This is a genomic window from Sulfitobacter sp. HI0040 (genome assembly GCF_001634885.1).
In the GTDB taxonomy this organism is placed as follows: Bacteria; Pseudomonadota; Alphaproteobacteria; order Rhodobacterales; family Rhodobacteraceae; genus Sulfitobacter.
Genome location: NZ_LWEX01000522.1, coordinates 1 through 225, shown reverse-complemented (window position 1 = coordinate 225; position 225 = coordinate 1). Strand labels below are relative to the sequence as shown.

Below are 225 nucleotides of genomic sequence, written 5' to 3'. Positions count from 1 at the left end.
AAGATACGGAGACGGCACGAAAAGAAAAGGGCAAAATTGCCCCCGCGCCGTCCGGACTTGAAGGCCCTTCGTCCTCCGCTATCTCCCGGATATGGATGACCTGCACAAACCGAAGCTCGTGGGGCTCAATCATATCGTTCTCGAAGTGGGCGATCTGACCGCAGCGCTCGATTTCTATCATGCGATCTTCGCTTTCCGCCTGAGGGGCCGCGAAGAAGACATGGC

1 protein-coding gene is annotated in these 225 nt (G+C 56.9%); it reads left to right on the top strand.

The window, feature by feature from the left end:
* Nucleotides 1-91: 91 nt before the first annotated feature.
* A partial coding sequence (locus A3728_RS22915; protein WP_201722359.1) for a VOC family protein occupies nucleotides 92-225 on the top strand: 134 nt, incomplete at its 3' end.